General features: G+C 72.0%; 13 protein-coding genes and 1 pseudogene. 10 read left to right on the top strand and 4 right to left on the bottom strand.

Annotated elements, in window-relative coordinates; genetic code table 11:
* Positions 1-72: 72 nt before the first annotated feature.
* Both SCATT_RS06865 and aceE read right to left on the bottom strand, forming a co-directional pair.
* Entirely contained in the window at positions 73-1206 is a 1134-nt protein-coding gene (locus SCATT_RS06865) for an IS30 family transposase (RefSeq protein ID WP_407696650.1), read from the bottom strand.
* A 168-nt stretch (positions 1207-1374) separates the two neighbouring features.
* A complete protein-coding gene (gene aceE, locus SCATT_RS06860; RefSeq protein ID WP_014142239.1) occupies positions 1375-4107 on the bottom strand; it encodes a pyruvate dehydrogenase (acetyl-transferring), homodimeric type in 2733 nt (910 codons plus the stop codon).
* Between the two features lie 434 nt (positions 4108-4541).
* Between aceE and SCATT_RS06855 the strand changes: the two genes are divergently transcribed.
* From SCATT_RS06855 to SCATT_RS06830, 6 genes are all read left to right on the top strand, one after another.
* Positions 4542-4982, top strand: coding sequence for a DUF3052 domain-containing protein (locus SCATT_RS06855; RefSeq protein WP_014142238.1), 441 nt, complete (start codon positions 4542-4544; stop codon positions 4980-4982).
* A 335-nt stretch (positions 4983-5317) separates the two neighbouring features.
* Complete coding sequence (locus SCATT_RS06850) at positions 5318-5776, top strand: peroxiredoxin (protein ID WP_014142237.1); 459 nt, start codon at positions 5318-5320, stop codon at positions 5774-5776.
* A 145-nt stretch (positions 5777-5921) separates the two neighbouring features.
* Positions 5922-6497, top strand: a complete 576-nt coding sequence (locus SCATT_RS06845; RefSeq protein ID WP_014142236.1) for a TerD family protein — start codon at positions 5922-5924, stop codon at positions 6495-6497.
* A gap of 186 nt (positions 6498-6683) precedes the next feature.
* Positions 6684-7259, top strand: a complete 576-nt coding sequence (locus SCATT_RS06840; RefSeq protein WP_014142235.1) for a TerD family protein — start codon at positions 6684-6686, stop codon at positions 7257-7259.
* Positions 7260-7306: 47 nt separating this feature from the next.
* A complete protein-coding gene (locus tag SCATT_RS06835; RefSeq protein WP_014142234.1) occupies positions 7307-8437 on the top strand; it encodes a DUF475 domain-containing protein in 1131 nt (376 codons plus the stop codon).
* Between the two features lie 82 nt (positions 8438-8519).
* On the top strand, positions 8520-9239 hold the full coding sequence (locus tag SCATT_RS06830) for a TerD family protein (protein WP_014142233.1): 720 nt from the start codon (positions 8520-8522) through the stop codon (positions 9237-9239).
* A gap of 19 nt (positions 9240-9258) precedes the next feature.
* Here SCATT_RS06830 and SCATT_RS06825 read toward each other — a convergent pair whose 3' ends face one another.
* Positions 9259-10161 (bottom strand): TerD family protein, encoded by a 903-nt coding sequence (locus tag SCATT_RS06825; RefSeq protein WP_014142232.1) that lies wholly within the window; start codon positions 10159-10161, stop codon positions 9259-9261.
* Between the two features lie 192 nt (positions 10162-10353).
* On the opposite strand from SCATT_RS06825, the gene SCATT_RS06820 reads away from it, so the two are divergent.
* The 4 genes and pseudogenes from SCATT_RS06820 (at position 10354) to SCATT_RS06800 (ending at position 15492) form a co-directional block, all read left to right on the top strand.
* Complete coding sequence (locus SCATT_RS06820; RefSeq protein ID WP_014142230.1) at positions 10354-11490, top strand: HpcH/HpaI aldolase/citrate lyase family protein; 1137 nt, start codon at positions 10354-10356, stop codon at positions 11488-11490.
* Positions 11491-11526: 36 nt separating this feature from the next.
* A pseudogene (locus SCATT_RS39360) lies at positions 11527-13912 on the top strand (phosphoribosyltransferase).
* Positions 13909-14724 (top strand): HAD family hydrolase, encoded by an 816-nt coding sequence (locus SCATT_RS06805; RefSeq protein ID WP_014142227.1) that lies wholly within the window; start codon positions 13909-13911, stop codon positions 14722-14724. Before SCATT_RS39360 ends, SCATT_RS06805 begins: the two are co-directional and overlap by 4 nt.
* A 99-nt stretch (positions 14725-14823) precedes the next feature.
* Positions 14824-15492 (top strand): O-methyltransferase, encoded by a 669-nt coding sequence (locus SCATT_RS06800; protein WP_014142226.1) that lies wholly within the window; start codon positions 14824-14826, stop codon positions 15490-15492.
* Here SCATT_RS06800 and SCATT_RS06795 read toward each other — a convergent pair.
* On the bottom strand, positions 15443-16015 hold the full coding sequence (locus SCATT_RS06795; RefSeq protein ID WP_014142225.1) for a DUF4383 domain-containing protein: 573 nt from the start codon (positions 16013-16015) through the stop codon (positions 15443-15445). The two genes, SCATT_RS06800 and SCATT_RS06795, sit on opposite strands and share 50 nt — an antisense overlap.
* Positions 16016-16076 lie beyond the last annotated feature (61 nt).

The following is a 16076-nucleotide window of genomic DNA, read 5'->3' as shown; positions in this document are numbered from 1 at the left end:
CCGACAAAACACCGAAGGCCCGGCCGGGGATGGGCGGTTTCTAGGGGTCGTCGCAACACGTGGTCGTGTTGATCAGGCCGCGAGCAGTTTATGCAGGCGCTCGGCTGGGGTTTCCCAGCCGAGCGTTTTGCGTGGGCGGCCGTTGAGTTCGGCAGCGACGGCGTCCAGGTGCTCGCGGGTGTGGACGGACAGGTCGGTGCCCTTGGGGAAGTACTGCCGCAGCAGGCCGTTGGTGTTCTCGTTGGAGCCGCGCTGCCAGGGGCTGGCCGGATCGCAGAAGTAGACCGGGATGTCGGTGGCGATGGTGAACGCGCCGTGCGCGGCCATCTCCGCGCCTTGGTCCCAGGTCAGCGAGCGCACCAGGTGGGCGGGCAGCGTCTGGACGGTGTCAGTCAGGGCGTCACGGACGTGCTCGGCGCTGCGGCCGTCGGGCAGGTGCAGGAGCATGACGTAGCGGGTGGCTCGTTCGACCAGGGTGCCGATGGCGGAGGCTCCGTCCTTGCCGATGATGAGGTCGCCCTCCCAGTGGCCGGGCACGGCCCGGTCTTCCGCCTCGGCGGGCCGTTCGCTGATCATCACCATGGGAGTGGAGAACCGCGGTTGGCGCTGCTGGGCCTGGCGGCGAGGCTTGCGCCGGGCGCGGCCGGTCCGCAGGGCGCGGGCCAGCTCGCGGCGCAGCTCTCCCCGGCCCTGGACATAGAGGGCCTGGTAGACCGTCTCGTGGACCACGTGCATCTCCGGCCGCTGGGGGAACTGTGCCCGCAGAGCCTGGCAGATCTGCTCGGGGCTCCACCGTAGATGCAGGCGATCCTGGATGAAGCGCCGCAGTTCGGGGTTCTGGCTGATCTTCCCCGGCTTGGGGCGGGGCCGGCGGGCATCGGCACGGGCCTGGGCTGCGTGTGGTCGGTACTGGCCGTTGCCCGGATGCCGGTTGCGGCGGATCTCGCGGCTGACGGTCGACGGGCTGCGGCCCAGCTCGGCCGCGATCGCCCGAACCGTGGCCTTCTCCCGCAGCCGGTCGGCGATGTAGATCCGGTCGTCCTCGCGCAGGTACCGGGACGGACCAGAAGGCGGCACCACCGCGTGGATCGGTGGCGCCGCCTTCTGCCGGCGGTCCGCGCTGCGGCCGTTCCGCCATCGCCGGCCGGTCTTCTCGTTGATACCGACGATCCGGCACGCCTCTTTGTTGCTCAGGCCCTGCTGCATGAGTTGGGAGTATGCCTCCCGCTCACGCAGCAGCTTCTTGGGCCCCTGAGCCACCGTCCGGATCTCCCGGATCTTGAAGTCCATCGCAGCATCCCCTGAACTGGGGTGTTGCGACGACCACTAGAACGGAAGATGATCCCGGCCGGCCTTCGCGGTCGCCCAGAGGCGTTACGCGTCGCCGCCGGCCGCGCCCGGGTCGGCCGCCGCCACGTCCAGCAGCTGGTAGCGGTCGATGGCCTGCTTGAGCACCGAGCGGTCCACCTTGCCCTCCCGGGCCAGCTCGGTCAGGACCGCCAGCACCACCGACTGGGCGTCGATGTGGAAGAAGCGGCGGGCCGCACCACGGGTGTCGGCGAAGCCGAAGCCGTCGGCGCCCAGCGACTGCCAGGTGCCCGGCACCCAGCGGGCGATCTGGTCCGGCACCGAACGCATCCAGTCCGAGACCGCCACGAACGGGCCCTGGGCGCCGCTCAGCTTGCGGGTCACGTACGGGACGCGCTGCTCCTCCTCCGGGTGGAGCAGGTTGTGCTGCTCGGCCGCCACCGCGTCGCGGCGCAGCTCGTTCCAGGAGGTCGCCGACCACACGTCGGCCTTGACGTTCCACTCCTCGGCGAGGATCTTCTGCGCCTCGACCGCCCACGGCACCGCGACACCGGAGGCCAGGATCTGCGCCGGGACGGCGCCCGCCTCACCGGCCTTGAACCGGTACAGGCCCTTGAGGATCCCCTCGACGTCCACGCCCTCCGGCTCGGCCGGGTGCTGGATGGGCTCGTTGTAGACGGTGAGGTAGTAGAAGACGTCCTCGCTGTCCGGGCCGTACATCCGGCGCAGACCGTCCTTGACGATGTGCGCGATCTCGTAGCCGAACGCCGGGTCGTAGGCGACGCAGGCCGGGTTGGTCGAGGCCAGCAGCTGCGAGTGGCCGTCGGCGTGCTGGAGGCCCTCACCGGTCAGGGTCGTGCGTCCGGCGGTCGCGCCCAGGACGAAACCACGCGCGAGCTGGTCGGCCATCTGCCAGAACTGGTCACCGGTGCGCTGGAACCCGAACATCGAGTAGAAGACGTACACCGGGATCATGTGCTCGCCGTGGGTGGCGTACGACGAACCGGCGGCGATCAGCGAGGCGGTGCACCCCGCCTCCGAGATGCCGTCGTGCAGCATCTGGCCGGTCGGCGCCTCCTTGTACGCCAGCAGCAGCTCGCGGTCGACCGACTCGTACAGCTGGCCCAGCGGGCTGTAGATCTTGGCGGACGGGAAGAGCGAGTCCATGCCGAAGGTGCGGTACTCGTCCGGGGCGATCGGCACGAAGCGCTTGCCGATCTCCTTGTCCCGCATCAGGTCCTTCAGCAGCCGCACGAACGCCATCGTGGTGGCGATGGACTGCTGGCCGGAGCCCTTGCGGACGGCCGCGTAGACCTTGTCGTCCGGCAGGTTCAGCGGCTTGGCGCGGACCACCCGGGTGGGCACGTAGCCGCCGCACTCCTTGCGGCGGTCGTGCATGTACTGGATCTCCTCGGAGTTCCGGCCAGGGTGGTAATACGGCGGCAGGCCGTCCTCCAGCTCCTTGTCGGAGATCGGCAGGTGGAGCCGGTCGCGGAAGCGCTTGAGGTCCTCGACCGTCAGCTTCTTCATCTGGTGGGTGGCGTTGCGGCCCTCGAAGTTGGGGCCCAGCGTCCACCCCTTGACCGTCTGGGCGAGGATCACCGTCGGCTGGCCCTTGTGCTCCTTGGCCGCCTTGTACGCCGCGTAGATCTTGCGGTGGTCGTGACCGCCCCGGCCCAGGTGCAGGATCTGGTCGTCGGTCATGCCCTCGACCATGTTGCGCAGCCGGTGGTCGCCGCCGAAGAAGTGCTCGCGGATGTACGCGCCGGTCTCGGTGGCGTACGTCTGGAACTGGCCGTCCGGGGTGCTGTTGAGCTTGTTGACCAGCACGCCGTCCCGGTCCTGCGCCAGCAGCGGGTCCCAACTGCGGTCCCAGATCAGCTTGATGACGTTCCAGCCCGCGCCGCGGAAGACCGACTCCAGCTCCTGGATGATCTTGCCGTTGCCGCGCACCGGGCCGTCGAGGCGCTGGAGGTTGCAGTTGACCACGAAGGTCAGGTTGTCCAGGCCCTCCCGGGCGGCGAGCGAGAGCTGGCCGAGCGACTCCGGCTCGTCCATCTCACCGTCGCCGAGGAACGCCCACACGTGCGAGTCGGAGGTGTCGGCGATGCCGCGCGCCTGCAGGTAGCGGTTCATCCGCGCCTGGTAGATCGCGCCCAGCGGGCCGAGGCCCATCGAGACGGTGGGGAACTCCCAGAAGTCCGGCATCAGCCGCGGGTGCGGGTAGCTCGACAGGCCGTCGGGGGCCTTCGACTTCTCCTGGCGGAACGCGTCGAGCTGCCGCTCGGAGAGGCGGTCCAGCAGGAAGGCGCGGGCGTAGATGCCCGGCGAGGCGTGGCCCTGGAAGAAGATCTGGTCACCGCCGCGGCCGTCGTCCTTGCCGCGGAAGAAGTGGTTGAAGCCCACGTCGTACAGGGAGGCCGAGGAGGCGAAGGTCGCGATGTGGCCGCCGACGCCGATGCCGGGCCGCTGGGCGCGCGAGACCATCACGGCGGCGTTCCAGCGGGTCGCGTTGAGGATCTTGCGCTCGATCTCCTCGTTGCCCGGGAAGAACGGCTCGTCCTTGGTCGCGATGGTGTTCACGTAGTCCGTGCTGCGCATCTCGGGCACGGCCACCCGCTTCTCACGGGCACGCTCGATGAGGCGGAGCATCAGGTAGCGGGCGCGCTCACGGCCGCGTTCGTCGATGGCCGCGTCGAGCGAGTCGAGCCATTCCGCCGTTTCCTCGGGATCGAAATCCGGGACCTGGCTGGGAAGGCCGCCAATGATGATCGGGTTGCGATCGGATCCGGAAGCCACGCTGTTCCTTCGCTACTAGGTCTTGCTCTGTTGTGTCGCGCCGCCTCCATCGTGTACCGCGGCTGGAGATCCGTCACCTCTACTGAGTGGTAACCACCACCCGGCGAGACCGGCTGTGCTGCGACCGCCGCCGGCCGACCTGTGATCGCCGACGGCCAAATCGCAACTCTACGCCCAGCCGGGAGCGGAGCGGACACCCGTCCTGGCGAGGTACGGCCGTTCGGCTTCCGTCGGCTCGCCCGGCCGCTTATCGTCGCAACAAGGGCAAAATGGAGTGACTGGCATCACATACCCGGTGCGTTGTGCGGCGACACGTCAACGTTTGGGCGGGATCGGGAGCCGGGTACTTGCGCGATCCGCCCGGTCCGTGTGGACTACGGCCAATACCCTGCACTGCGCGGGGTGGCAGACATCCCCAAGACAGGAGGCAATCCGTGAGCGCGACCGCGGACCACGCGGAGGAGCGGACCAACCCGGCCGCACGGCTGGGGTTCGAGCCCGGACAGGTGGTCCAGGAGATCGGCTACGACGACGACGTCGAGCAGGAGCTCCGTGAAGGTATCGAGGCCATCATCGGTCAGGACCTCGTCGACGAGGACTACGACGACGTGGCCGACGCCGTGCTGCTCTGGTTCCGGGACGAGGACGGCGACCTTACGGACGCGCTGGTGGACGCCATCGGCCTGATCGAGGAGGGCGGTGAGATCCTGCTGCTGACCCCGAAGACCGGCCGCGACGGCTACGTCGAGCCCAGCGACATCGGGGAGGCCGCGCAGACCGCCGGACTGGCCCAGACCAAGACCTTCAGCGCCGGCAAGGACTGGAGCGGCAGCCGTCTGGTGACGCCCAAGGCCGCCAAGAGCGGTCGCCGCTGAGCGGACCGGCGTTCCGGCGCCGCGCGGACACCCCAGGCCCGTCCGGCCGGCTCCGGCCGCGTCGTGCCCACGGCCGCCGTGGTGCCCCTCGGGCGCCGGTGGCGCGCTCCTTGACGCGCCCGGCGTGAACCGGGCCGCCCCGCGCGCCGGAGTGCCGTGAGTGCCCAGGGCGCACCTCGATCCGATCCCTCTCCCGCCCCCCGTGGACCGGCGCCGCCGGACCGCGGGGGGCGGTGTGCCTGCCGGGCCCGGCCGGGGCAGTGAAAGACTGTGACCGCCGCCCGCCACCGACGGCGCGGCGCCACCGGCGAGACGCAACCGGAAGGAAGTGCCCCATGGCCATCGAGGCCGGCTCCCAGGCCCCCGACTTCGCGCTTCGGAACCAGCACGGCGAGACCGTCAGGCTCTCGGACTTCCGCGGCGAGAAGAACGTCGTCGTGCTCTTCTACCCGTTCGCCTTCACCGGGGTGTGCACCGGCGAGCTGTGCGCGCTCCGCGACGAGTTGCCCACGTTCGTCAACGACGACGTCCAGCTCCTCGCCATCTCCAACGACTCCCCGTTCGCGCTGCGGGTCTTCGCCGAGCAGGAGGGCCTCGACTACCCGCTGCTCTCCGACTTCTGGCCGCACGGCGAGGCCAGCCGGGCCTACGGCGTCTTCGACGAGGAGAAGGGGTGCGCGCTGCGCGGCACCTTCATCGTCGACAAGGCCGGCACGGTGCGCTGGACGGTGGTCAACGGGCTGCCGGACGCCCGCGACCTGGGCGAGTACGCCAAGGCCCTCGCCACGCTGTGAGCCGTCCGCCTCACCGGCGGCCCGGGGTGCGTTACGACCGCTGCCCCGGGCGGGAACCGGTCACTAGGATCGGCTCGTTCCTCAAAGGACACCGCACAACGGGAGCGCTGGGCTCAACGTTCCCCTCGGACCATTGGGAGGACTCGTGGGAGTCAGCCTCAGCAAGGGTGGCAACGTCTCGCTGACCAAGGAGGCGCCCAACCTCACCGCCGTCCACGTCGGCCTCGGCTGGGACGCGCGCACCACCACCGGCGCCGACTTCGACCTGGACGCCAGCGCCCTGCTGACCGACGCGGCCGGCAAGGTCCTCACGGACCAGCACTTCGTCTTCTTCAACAACCTCAAGAGCCCGGACGGCTCGGTCGAGCACACCGGGGACAACCTCACCGGTGAGGGCGAGGGCGACGACGAGGTGATCAACGTCGACCTGGCCGCCGTCCCGGCCGACGTCGCCAAGATCGTCTTCCCGGTCTCCATCTACGAGGCCGAGAGCCGCCAGCAGAGCTTCGGCCAGGTGCGCAACGCCTACATCCGGGTGGTCAACCAGGCCGACCAGAAGGAGATCGCCCGCTACGACCTCACCGAGGACGCCTCCACCGAGACCGCCATGGTCTTCGGCGAGCTGTACCGCAACGGCGCCGAGTGGAAGTTCCGGGCCATCGGCCAGGGGTACGCCTCCGGACTGCGCGGCATCGCCCAGGACTTCGGCGTCAACGTCTAGCGGCCGGCCGCGAGCACGGGCACGGCGCCGGCCCCGCGCGGGCCGGCGGGCTCAACCCCACGGCCCGCTCCAGGCGTCATCACATGGCGGGACGGACCACCTGGGCCGTCCGGCGCCCCGCTCCGCGCGGGACGGCCGGGCGCCGGACGGCCACGTAGACCACCAGCACCGGGGAGGAAGCAGCGGATGGGTGTCACGCTCGCCAAGGGGGGCAACGTCTCGCTGACCAAGGAGGCGCCCAACCTCACGCATGTGCAGATCGGCCTCGGCTGGCAGGCCCGTACCACCACCGGCGCCGACTTCGACCTGGACGCCAGCGCCCTGCTGTGCTCGGGACCCCGGGTGCTGGGCGACGAGTACTTCGTCTTCTACAACAACCTCACCAGCCCCGAGGGATCGGTCGAACACACCGGGGACGAGCTGGTGGGCGGCACCGGCGGCGACGACGAGACCATCCTGGTGGACCTCACCCGCGTCCCCGAGCGGGTCGACCGGGTGGTCTTCCCGGTCTCCATCTACGACGCCGAAGCCCGCGCGCAGACGTTCGGCCAGGTCAGCAACGCCTACATCCGGGTGGTCAACCAGGCCGACCAGAAGGAGATCGCCCGCTACGACCTCACCGAGGACGCCTCCACCGAGACGGCGATGATCTTCGGCGAGCTCTACCGGCACAAGGGCGAGTGGAAGTTCCGGGCGGTTGGCCAGGGGTACGCCTCCGGGCTGCGCGGGATCGCCCTGGACTTCGGGGTCAACGTTTCGTAAAGTCGCGGTGCCGATCGCGGGGCGCACCTCAACAGGATGGGATCACAGTGCTCGTCAGAACCTTCGGCTGGTCGCTCGCCGTCACCGCGGTGGCGCTCGCCTTCTCCGCGGTCGTCTGGGGGTGGGAGGGTCTGGCGGTCGTCGCCATCCTGTCGGTCCTGGAGATCTCGCTCTCCTTCGACAACGCGGTCATCAACGCGGGCATCCTGCGCAAGCTCAGCCCGTTCTGGCAGCGGATCTTCCTCACCTTCGGCGTGCTGATCGCCGTCTTCGGCATGCGGCTGGTCTTCCCGGTGGTCATCGTGGCCATCACCGCCAAGATCGGGCCGATCGAGGCCGTCAAGGTCGCGGTGAACGAGCCCACCCGCTACGAACACCTGGTGACCAGCGCCCATCCGGCGATCGCCGCGTTCGGCGGGGTCTTCCTGCTGATGATCTTCCTGGACTTCCTCTTCGAGGAGCGGGAGATCTCCTGGCTCGGCTGGCTGGAGCGTCCGCTGGCCCGGCTCGGCAAGCTGGAGTCGCTCTCCGTCGTGGTCGCCCTGGTGGTGCTGCTGGTCGCCGCCATGACGGTGGCCACCGAGGTCCCGGTGCACGGCGGCGGCACGGTCGACAAGACCGCCACCGTGCTGCTGGCCGGGGTCGCCGGGCTCATCACGTACCTGGTGGTCGGCGGGGTCTCCGGCTTCTTCGAGGACCGGCTGGAGGAGGCCGAGGACGACGAGTCCGAGGAGGCGGCGCCGGCCCCGCGGACCGGCTCGGTGATCGGGCTGGCCGGCAAGGCGGCCTTCTTCATGTTCCTCTACCTGGAGGTCATCGACGCCTCCTTCTCCTTCGACGGCGTCATCGGCGCCTTCGCCATCACCAACGACATCTTCAAGATGGCGCTGGGCCTGGGCATCGGCGCCCTCTACATCCGCTCGCTCACCGTCTTCCTGGTCCGCAAGGGCACCCTGGACGACTACGTCTACCTGGAGCACGGCGCCCACTACGCGATCGGCGCGCTCGCCGTCATCCTGCTGCTCACCATCAAGTTCGAGGTCAACGAGGTGGTCACCGGCCTGATCGGCGTGGTGCTCATCGCGGCCTCGTTCGGCTCCTCGGTGGTACGCAACCGCCGACTCGGGGAAGGCTCCGGACAGCCGGACCGGCAGGCCGAGGTGGCGACCAAGGTCTGACCGTCCCGGTCCGGCGTACGGAAGGCGCCGCGCGGCCCCGCCGGGGCGGGCGCGCGGCGACATGGCCCAGGGGAGGGGCGGCATGTGGGAGTTCCTGCGCGGCGGCAGATCCGGGTTCGACATGGGCACCTCGCACACGGTGACCCTCACCAAACGCCGCCCGGTGGTCTCGCTCAACCAGCAGGGTTCCGCGGGCGGCAACCTGCGGGTCAACCTGACCTGGCGGATGCGCACTTCGGACATCGGCGACCAGTACCCGCGCAGCTCCGCCTGGCGCCGCCCGTTCTCGGTCTTCAACCCCGAACTGGTGCAGGCCCAGGGCCCCGCCATGGTCAACGTCGACCTCGACCTGGCGTGCATGTACGAGCTGGCCGACGGCAGCAAGGGCGTCGTCCAGCCGCTGGGCGAGTTCTACGGCAACGTCAACGAGCCGCCCTACATTCACCTCAGCGGTGACGACCGGTTCGGTTCCGGTTCGGGTGAGACGATGACCATCAACCTGGACCACAAGGACCAGTTCACCCGGCTGCTGGTCTTCGTCTACATCTACGACGGCACCCCCGCCTTCGACCGGACCCACGGCATGGTCACCCTCTACCCCAGCAGCGGCCCGCAGATCGAGATCGCGCTCAACGAGCGCGCCCCGCAGGCCCGTTCGTGCGCGGTGGTGCTGATCGAGAACCGCAAGGGCGAGCTGTACGTGCGCCGCGAGGTGCGCTACGTCTACGGGTTCCAGGCCGAGCTGGACCGGCTGTACGGGTGGGGCCTGCAATGGGGACGCGGCTACAAGTCCAAGGTCTGACCGCGGCGCCCCCGGGCGGTCACCGGCCGCGCTGGAACTGCGGCCCCTGCGGCGGCATGACGAAGGCCGGCACGGTGGGCTGCGGGGGATAGCCGGCCGCGTGCGGCGGCGGGTATCCGTAGCCCGGCGGCGGATACCCCGGGGCCCCGGGCTGCGGCGGGTAACCGTAGGACGGCGGTGCCGGATACCCGTAACCGGCCGACGGGTAGCCGTACCCCGGCACGGCCATCGGCTGGGTGGCCACCGGCGCCTGGGGGTACGTGGCGGGCCGCGGCGGGAGCGGCGGGGGAGCGGCGGCCACCGTGGGCACCGGACCGGTGGGAACGGGCGCGGCGGGCGCCGGAACCGTCGGCGGCGCAGCGGCACCGTCCGTGTCGTCCCCCTCCACCGCGATGCCGAACTCGGTGGCGAGCCCCACCAGCCCGCTGGCGTACCCCTGGCCCAGCGCGCGGAACTTCCAGCCGCCCTCCCGCCGGTACAGCTCACCGCAGATCAGCGCGGACTCCGCGCCGGTGTCCGGCACCACCGCGAAACGGGCCAGCGGCGCGGCGTCCCGACCGGCCGCGGCGTCGAAGAGCAGCAGCCGCAGATCGGCGACCGCGCGGAAGCGTCCGCCGTCCGCCGAGGCGGCCAGCACCACCCGGGCCACCGACGGCTCCAGCGCCGCCAGCCGCACCTCCACCCGGTCCGCGAGGCCGTCCCCGACGGGCTCCTTGGGGCCGTGCGCGACCAGGCCCGAGGGGTGCCGCGGCTGGTTGTAGAAGACGAAGTCGGCGTCGGAACGCACCTTGCCGTCCCCGCCCACCAGCAGCGCCGAGAGGTCGACGTCGGGCACCCCGGAGCCGGGCGTCCAGCTCAGCACCGCCCGCACCGCGGACGCCTCCAGCGGGATGTTCGACCCCTTCACCATCTCGTGCGTCATGTCCGTCATCCTGCCAACCACCACCCGGGCCGACAACGCAGGGGCCGCCCGGTACCCGGGCGGTAGCAAGGGGTCGCACAAGGGTTGGTAAAGACCGTCCCATAAGCCTGCGTACGATTGTCGGCCAGGCGTCGTGCGAGGTGGTCCTCGGCGCGGCGCGGGGACGGCACACCACGACCCACCGGGGAGCGTATGCGGCACTTCGGACACCTCGCGCCGCGCGTGCGCGACGAACTCTTCCACCTCCCACCCGCCGAGTTCGACGCCGCCGCCCCGCTCGACGTCCTCGCCCCCGCCCTCGGCGCCACCCTCTACAGCCCCGCGACCCGGCCCCGCCTCGCCGCCGACGTACGCCGCCAGGCCGCCCGCGGCGTGGTCTCCATGGTGCTCTGCCTGGAGGACGCGATACCCGACGGCGAGGTCGGCCGGGCCGAGGCCAACCTCGTCGCACAGCTCACCGCGCTCGCCGCCGAGCCCACCGGCGCCCCCGGATCCGGCCCGCTGCCGCTGCTCTTCGTCCGGGTACGCACCCCCGGCCAGATCACCGCCCTGGTCACCCGGCTCGGCCCCGCGGTCCGCGTCCTGACCGGATTCGTCCTGCCGAAGTTCACCGAGTGCAGCGGGATACCGTTCCTCGAAGCGCTCACCGAGGCCGAAGCCGCCTGCGGACGGCGCCTGCTGGCCATGCCGGTGCTGGAATCCCCCGACCTGCTCCACCTGGAGACCCGTACCGCCACCCTCGACGGCATCGCCCGCACCGTCACCAAGTACCGCGACCGGGTCCTCGCCCTGCGGCTCGGCGTCACCGACCTGTGCGCCGCCTACGGGCTGCGCCGCGCCCCCGGCACCACCGCCTACGACATCGCCCTGCTCGCCGCCCTCATCGGCGACGTCGTCAACGTCCTCGGCCGCGCCGACGGCACCGGCTTCACCCTCACCGGCCCGGTCTGGGAGTACTTCCCGCGCCGGCCGCGGACCCCCGGACCCCGGCCGCCCGGCGGCCACCTCGACGGACTGCTGCGCGAGGTCGAACTCGACCACGCCAACGGCCTGTTGGGCAAGACCTGCATCCACCCCAGCCACATCGCCCCGGTGCACGCGCTCTCCGTCGTCACCCACGAGGAGTTCTGCGACGCCACCGACATCACCGGCCCCGGCAACGGCGGCGGGGTGCTGCGCTCCGCCTACACCAACAAGATGAACGAGGTGAAGCCGCACCGCGCCTGGGCCGAACGCACCCTGCGCCGCGCCCGGGCGTTCGGCGTCGCCCGCCCGGACGTCACCCTCGCCGACCTGCTCGCCGCGGGCACCCCCGCACCCGGCGCCTGACCACCGGCCGCCCCCACCCCTTGGAGCACTCCACGCATGGCAGCAGAGCACATATGGCCCGGCCAGTGGGTCACCGACCGGCTCGGCGTCACCCTCACCGGTTCCCCCGGACTGCCCGGGCTCGTCGGCCTGGCGGTCCGCGACAACCCCCGGCGGGCCCATCTGCTGGTCTCCACCGTGCTCGGCAAGCACGTACCGCAGCACCCGAAGACGGTCCGCGACGCCGGGCTCACCCTCGGCCACCGGGTACGGGCGCTGTTGGGTGAGGAGGACGCCGCCCGCGCCCTCGTCCTCGGGTACGCCGAGACCGCCACCGGCCTCGGCCACTGCGTCGCCGACGGCCTGGGCGCCGCCCGCTGCCTGCACTCCACCCGGCGCCGGGTGCCCGGCATGCCCGACGCCGGCGGCTTCGAGGAGGAACACAGCCACGCCACCTCCCACCGGCTGCTCCCCGCCGACCCCGGCTGGCTCACCGACGGCGCCCCGCTGGTCCTGGTGGACGACGAACTGTCCACCGGCCGCACCATCCGCAACACCGTCGAGGCCCTGCACCGCCGCGCGCCCCGCGAACGCTACGTGGTCGCCGCCCTGGTCGACGTCCGCGACCCGGCCGGCCACGACGACCTCGCCAAGGCCGCCGCCGACCTCGGCACCACCGTCGACGTCGTCAGCCTCGCGCACGGCCGGGTGGCGCTCCCCGCCGACGTCCTCGCCCGCGGCCGGCGCCTGGTCGCCGACCACACCACCGCCCCGCCCACCCCGGCCGACGGCCACCGGGCGCCCCGGATCACCCTCGACTGGCCGGCCGGGCTGCCCGACGGCGGACGCCACGGCTTCACCGCCGCCCACCGCGACCGCCTCGAAGCCGCGCTGCCCGCCCTCACCGGGCAACTGCGCGCCGCCCTGCCGCCCGGCGCCCGGCGCGTACTCGTCCTCGGCAGCGAGGAGTTGATGTACGTGCCGCTGCGGCTCGCCGAAGCCCTCGCCGACCGGCTGCCCGGCACCGACGTCCGCTTCTCCGCCACCACCCGCTCCCCGGTGCTCGCCGTCGACCACCCCGGATACCCCATCCGCAGCCGCCTCGTCTTCCCCAGCCACGACGACCCGGCCGACGGCCCCGGCGACCGCTACGCCTACAACGTGGCCGGCGCCGGCTTCGACGCCGTCGTCGCCGTCACCGACACCGCCGGCGACACCGGCGCGCTGCACGCCCCCGGCGGACTCCTGTCCCACCTGGCCGCCCACACCCCGCACCCGCTGCTCGCCGTCATACACCACAAGGGGGACGGCGATGCCTGAACCACTGCGCGGACCCGCCTTCTCCTCCTACGCCCCCGACGAGGTCGGCTGGCTGCTCAAGGACCTGACCGGCGTCGCCCTGGAGGCGCCCACCGAGGAACGCGAGGAGGCGGTGCAGAACGGCGGCGCCCACTACGCCGAATCGCTGCCCGAGGAACTCCTCCCCGACGACGACTACCAGGCGCTCTTCCGGGCCGCCCTGGACACCGGCGCCGACCGCCTCGCGCACGCCGTCGGCGTGGTCACCGAGACCGTGCTCGCCGAACGCGGCCCCGCGCCCGTCCTCGTCTCGCTGGCCCGGGCCGGCACCCCGGTCGGCATCCTGATGCGCCGCTGGGCCGCCTGGGCGCACGGCGCCGAACTGCCGCACTACGCCGTCTCCATCGTGCGCGGCCGGGGCATCGACACCACCGCGCTGCGCTGGCTCGCCGCCCACCACGACCCGGCCGCCGTGGTCTTCGTCGACGGCTGGACCGGCAAGGGCGCCATCACCCGCGAACTCGCCCGAGCCGTCGCCGAGTTCACCGGCCGGGCCCGGTTCGACCCACGCCTTGCGGTCCTCGCCGACCCGGCCGGCTGCGCCTGGGCCTACGGCACCCGCGAGGACTTCCTGATCCCTTCCGCGTGCCTGAACTCCACCGTCTCCGGGCTGGTCTCCCGCACCGTGCTGCGCGCCGACCTGATCGGCCCGGACGACTTCCACGGCGCCAAGTTCTACCGCCGACTGGCCGCCGCCGACGTCTCCCGGCTCTTCCTCGACGCCGTCGCCGCCCGCTTCCCCGCCGTCGCCGGCACCGTCGCCCCGCACCACCCGGCCGCCCCCACCTGGGCCGGCTGGGCCGCCGTCGAACGCATCGGCGAGGAGTACGGCATCCACGACGTGAACCTGGTCAAGCCCGGCGTCGGCGAGACCACCCGGGTGCTGCTGCGCCGGGTGCCCTGGCGCGTCCTCGTCCGCCCCGGCGCCGGCCCCGAACTCGACCACGTCCGGCTGCTCGCCCGGCGGCGCGGCGTACCGCTGGTGGAGACCGAGGGGCTGCCGTACGCCTGCGTCGGCCTGGTCCACCCCCGTTACACCCGCGGAGCCACCGGAGCCGACGGCCTGGCGGTGAGATCCGCGTGACCCGCACCCTCATCGCCAGCGACCTGGACCGCACCCTGATCTACTCCGCCACCGCCCTCGCCCTGCCCATGCCGGACGAGCAGGCGCCGCGCCTGCTGTGCGTCGAGGTCCACCAGGGCCGGCCGCTCAGCTACGTCACCGAACGCGCCGCCGACCTGCTGACCCGGCTGACCGCCTCGGCCGCCTTCGTCCCGGTGACCACCCGCACCCGCGAGCAGTACCGGCGCGTCCGGCTGCCCGGCCCGCCGCCCGCCTACGCGGTCTGCGCCAACGGCGGCCACCTGCTGGTGCACGGTCGCACCGACCACGCCTGGCACGACCAGGTACGCGCCCGCCTCAGCGCCTCGTGCGCGCCGCTCGCCGAGATCCTCGACCGCGTGGTGCGCGACGCCGCCGCGCCGTGGCTGCACACCGTCCGGGTCGCCGAGGACCTCTTCGTCTACGCCGTCGTCGACCGCGCCGCGCTGCCGGACGGCTGGCTCGCCGAACTCACCGACTGGGCCGCCCCGCTCGGCTGGACCGTCTCCGCGCAGGGCCGCAAGGTCTACGCCGTACCGGCACCGCTCACCAAGAGCGCCGGGCTGGCCGAGGTGGTCCGGCGCACCGGCGCCGACCGGGTGCTCGCGGCCGGCGACTCCCTCCTCGACGCCGACCTGCTGCTCGCCGCCGACAAGGCGTGGCGCCCCGGCCACGGCGAACTCGCCGCCACCGGCTGGACGGCCGCCCACGTCACCGCGCTCGACACGGTCGGCGTGCTGGCCGGCGAGGGCATCCTGCGGCGGATGGCGGCCTGGGTGGAGGAGGTCGGCTGACCCGGCGGCCTGCCATGCTGGGCGATGCGTTCCCCCGGCGCCGCGCGACGGCCCCGGGAACCCCGTACCGCACCGACCGTCCCGCGAGGAGAGTCACCGGTGGCCGAGACCAAGAACCCCGTCCTCACCCCCGAGCTGTACGCGTACATACTCGCCCACAACCCGCCGCTCGACCCGGTCCAGCGCGACCTGGTCGAGCTCACCCGCACCCGCTTCGCCGACTCCGCCGGGCTCCAGACCGCTGAGGAACAGGGCCCGCTGCTGGCCTTCCTGGTCCGCCTCGTCGGCGCCCGCAACGTGGTGGAGGTCGGCACCTTCACCGGCTTCTCGGCGCTCTCCATGGCCCGGGCGCTCCCGCCGGACGGCCGGCTGATCGCCTGCGACGTCAGCGAGGAGTGGACCGCGGTGGCCCGCGAGGCGTGGCACAAGGCCGGCGTCGCCGACCGCGTCGACCTGCGCATCGCCCCCGCCCTGGAGACCCTGCGCGCCCTGCCCGACGAGCCCTGGATCGACCTGTCCTTCCTCGACGCCGACAAGGGCAACTACCCCGCCTACTGGGAGGAGTTGGTGCGTCGCACCCGCCCCGGCGGGCTGATCGTCGCCGACAACACCCTCTACCGCGGCCAGGTGGCCGACCCCGCCGCCACCGGCGCCGCCGCGGCCGTCCGCGCCTTCAACGACCTGGTGCGCGACGACGACCGGGTGGAGGCGGTCCTGCTCACAGTTGCGGATGGGGTGACCGTGGCCCGGAGGCTGGACCAGGGCTGAGCCGCCGCCGGCCGGAGGGGGAGGCACCGGCCGCCACCGCCTCCTCCTCCCGCTCGGCCGCCTCCGGGTGGCGCTGCCGCCAGTACGGGTTGTCGTGCGGCAGGTTGCTGTGCACCCGCCCGTACATCCCGAACGTCATCAGCATCAGCCCGACCACGAAGCTGAAGAGCACGTTGGGCATCCGGAACGCCAGGTAGTTCCAGGCGGTGTCCATGATGGCGAGGTTGACGAAGCCGCTCAGCACGAAGAGCACCCCGAGCACCATGTTGAGCGTCGAGGCGAAGTTGCCGCCGATCACCATGCCGACGAAGAGGATCGCGCCGATCACGATCGACAGCACGCTCAGCGCGCCGTTGGAGTTCAGGGCCGCCACACCGTGGCCGTGCAGCGAGAAGAAGCCCACGTGATCGGTGAGCCCCAGCACGCCGAAGGCCACCAGGACGAGCCCGGTCAGCCCCGCCCCGATCCGGTAGACCTTGCTGAGCCTGTGGTCCATGGGCAGATGTTCGTTGAGTTTGAACATGGGCCCGGCCTCCTCGGACGGATGAGGTCGCGGTACGCGTACCTCCTTCCAGCATCCGTCC

It is taken from the genome of Streptantibioticus cattleyicolor NRRL 8057 = DSM 46488, assembly GCF_000240165.1.
Lineage (GTDB): Bacteria > Actinomycetota > Actinomycetes > Streptomycetales > Streptomycetaceae > Streptantibioticus > Streptantibioticus cattleyicolor.
The sequence above is the reverse complement of the archived record's forward strand: the minus strand, read 5'-3'. Positions and strand labels throughout refer to the sequence as shown.